The following is a 2,719-nucleotide window of genomic DNA, read 5'->3' as shown; positions in this document are numbered from 1 at the left end:
AGCCACTCGTGCGCGGTGCCTGGAGATACGTAGAAGTGCGCGTTCACGCCTGACTCCTTGACCTCGGCGGTCTCATCCTTAGGATCGGTACCGTCGCCGAAGCCAGGTACGCGATGCTCGAGCTCGGTGCTGCCGAAGCCGACGAAGACGAGCTTGTTGGTCTCCCTGAAGCCTGGAGTATTGTCTGCATCCGCAACGGTGATGGTTCCGCCGCTGAAGATACCGATGTTCGAGAAGAGCTCAGGATGGTTGAGTGTGATGGCCTTTGTGCACATGCCACCCATCGAGAGACCTGCCATAGCGCGATGTGCGTTGTCAGCCTGGGTCCTGAAGTTCCTGTCGATGTATGGGATGAGGTCCTCTGCCATTACTCTGTCGTAGGTAGAGAACATCGCTGCCATGTTGAAGCCGCCGAAGCCGCCCTGAGGTCTGCCACCCTGAGCGCCCTGAGGAGCACCCTGTGGTCTGCCACCCTGAGGAGCGCCGAAGCCAGCCTGTGCGCCAGGAAGCTGCGCATCGCTGCACTCCATCACGACGATGAATGGAACTGCATTGCCTTCTGCGATGAGGTTGTCCATGATCTGTGCAGTCTTACCCTGCGATGCCCAGCCATACTCGTTCTCACCACCACCGTGCTGGATGTAGAGAACAGGATAGCGCTTGGTGTAGAGATATTCATACTCCGCAGGAGTGTATACGAAGCAATGACGCATCTTCTGTGTTACCTCTGACCAATAGTAGAGTTCACGGATCTGGCCCTGAGGCACGTTCTTCACTGCGAAGAAATCACCGTCATAGGCAGGAACCTCAACTCCGCTGGTCCAATGACCAGAACCATAGTAGTAGAGAGCTGTAGGATCCGGACATGCAGCGCCGTCGATCACGAGGTTGTAGTAGTGGAATCCCTCGTCCTGAGGGCCTGACTCGCCTATCCACTGACCGTCCTCGCCCTTAGCGAGATCGTACTGCTTACCGCCGATATCGAGTTTGACGGAGTGTGCGTCAGGTGCGTTGACCTTCACCCTCACGCATCTCTCTGAATTGACTGCAGGATACTGCTTTCCTGACTGGACTGTTGACGAAGGAACGAAATCTTCCTTCACCTGGGCACTGGCTACGACTGCAAAGCAGATGGCCGATGCTAAGACTGCAAATTTCTTCATATAAGTGTGGTTATTTGTTCAATGTCTATTTGACGCTCCCAGGCTCCAAAGGTTTAAGCAACCGAGGATGACACCATAGCAAAGATATTGCTAAATTTGCGGAAATCAATGGCGCACATGAATCCTATCTCCATCAGGTTGCTCAGTCAACAGCTCATCAGCCCGCAGTTCGACTCCCCTGCCGAACTCGTATCCCATTTCGGAGCGATGCAGGCGCAGGAGTACAGGATGATGAGGTGGGCCGTGTCCATGAGGACCAGAAAACCGTCCCTGGCGGCCTTCCGGAGGGATTTTGACGAGGGACGCATCATACGTCTGCACTTGCTCAGAGGCACGTGGCAACTCGTTTCGGGCGACGATTACTGGTGGATGCTGGACCTATGTGCCGACAAGGCGATCCGGGTCATAAAGGGATGGATGAGCGCGAACCATATCTCCATACCGGAAGATGAAGTCCGTATGGTCCGGGAGATTCTGGAGCGCAAGACGGCAGACATCCGCAGCGTCACCAAGGACGACTATGTCGATGCGCTGGCATCTAATGGGATCACGATGGACGACCATAGGCTTTCCTACCACATCAGGATGGCCGAGCTCGACGGAGTCCTGTGTAGCGGAGACCTGCATCCTTCGAAGGCCACATATTCGCTCAGCGAGGCTAAGGTCGGACCGCGTCCGGAGAAGATTGACAGGGACGAATCCCTGCGAAAGCTTACGCAGAAATACTTCCAGAGCCACTCCCCTGCCACTTTCGAGGATTTCCTGTGGTGGTCAGGTCTGAACAGCAGCGACTGCCGCAGGGGTATGGATATGATCGGAGATGAGCTCAGGACAGAGCGCCATGGAGCTAGAGAATTCCATATCCACGAAAGCTGCCGCACCCGAGGCTTCAGAAGGGACTGCGCACTGCTCATACCACCGTACGACGAATACCTCATCGGCTATAAGAGCCGCGACATCGTGCTGGATCCGGAACTTTCCCACCGCGCCCACAACAACAGCGGAATATTCCATCCTGTGGTCGCGTTCGACGGAAGAATATGCGCAAACTGGAAACCTGCAGAAAAGAGAATGGTCATCGACTGCTTCCCAGGCACGATTCTGCCGGACGGGATAGTCGATGACCAATGGAAGTCTTATGTGAAGTGGCGTTCCAAGTAGTACGCGGACATGCTCAAAGAGTCTACAAAGTCTTCGTCAACATTGTTGCTGATGCTCGCGCACACGTTCGCGGAAAAACGGCACGCCAGGTTGACAAGCTCCGGAAAAACGGCCGCAGAGAGCCTTCCGTAAGGGTTTTCAACCTGTCCTCCGTCCGCATCATGTTTGCCGTCCGCATCGAGACCCGCACGAAGCAGTCCGAAGAGAAAACCGGCATTGAAATTGTCTCCTGCGCCTATGGTCGACACGGTCTCGACCTTCGGAACCGGGAAAGTCTCATGGTACCCGGGCATGAACACCTGCACCGGACGGGAACCACAGGTACAGATGAAGTTCGGGCAAAGCTCGGAGATATGCCTATGATAAATCTCGCATGGGTCAGTCGTGCCGAAAAG

3 protein-coding genes are annotated in these 2,719 nt (G+C 55.1%); 1 reads left to right on the top strand and 2 read right to left on the bottom strand.

Annotation, left to right across the window (positions count from 1 at the left end; all coding sequences use genetic code 11):
* On the bottom strand, positions 1-1,163 hold a 1,163-nt coding region (locus AC06ND_RS00560), incomplete at its 3' end, for an alpha/beta hydrolase-fold protein (protein ID WP_475677048.1).
* Between the two features lie 117 nt (positions 1,164-1,280).
* Between AC06ND_RS00560 and AC06ND_RS00555 the strand changes: the two genes are divergently transcribed.
* Complete coding sequence (locus tag AC06ND_RS00555) at positions 1,281-2,324, top strand: winged helix DNA-binding domain-containing protein (RefSeq protein WP_475677047.1); 1,044 nt, start codon at positions 1,281-1,283, stop codon at positions 2,322-2,324.
* Here AC06ND_RS00555 and AC06ND_RS00550 read toward each other — a convergent pair.
* A partial coding sequence (locus AC06ND_RS00550) for a PfkB family carbohydrate kinase (RefSeq protein ID WP_475677046.1) occupies positions 2,300-2,719 on the bottom strand: 420 nt, incomplete at its 5' end. The two genes, AC06ND_RS00555 and AC06ND_RS00550, sit on opposite strands and share 25 nt — an antisense overlap.

It is taken from the genome of Candidatus Cryptobacteroides sp. (assembly GCF_056207615.1).
This window is presented reverse-complemented; position numbering and strand designations above follow the sequence as displayed.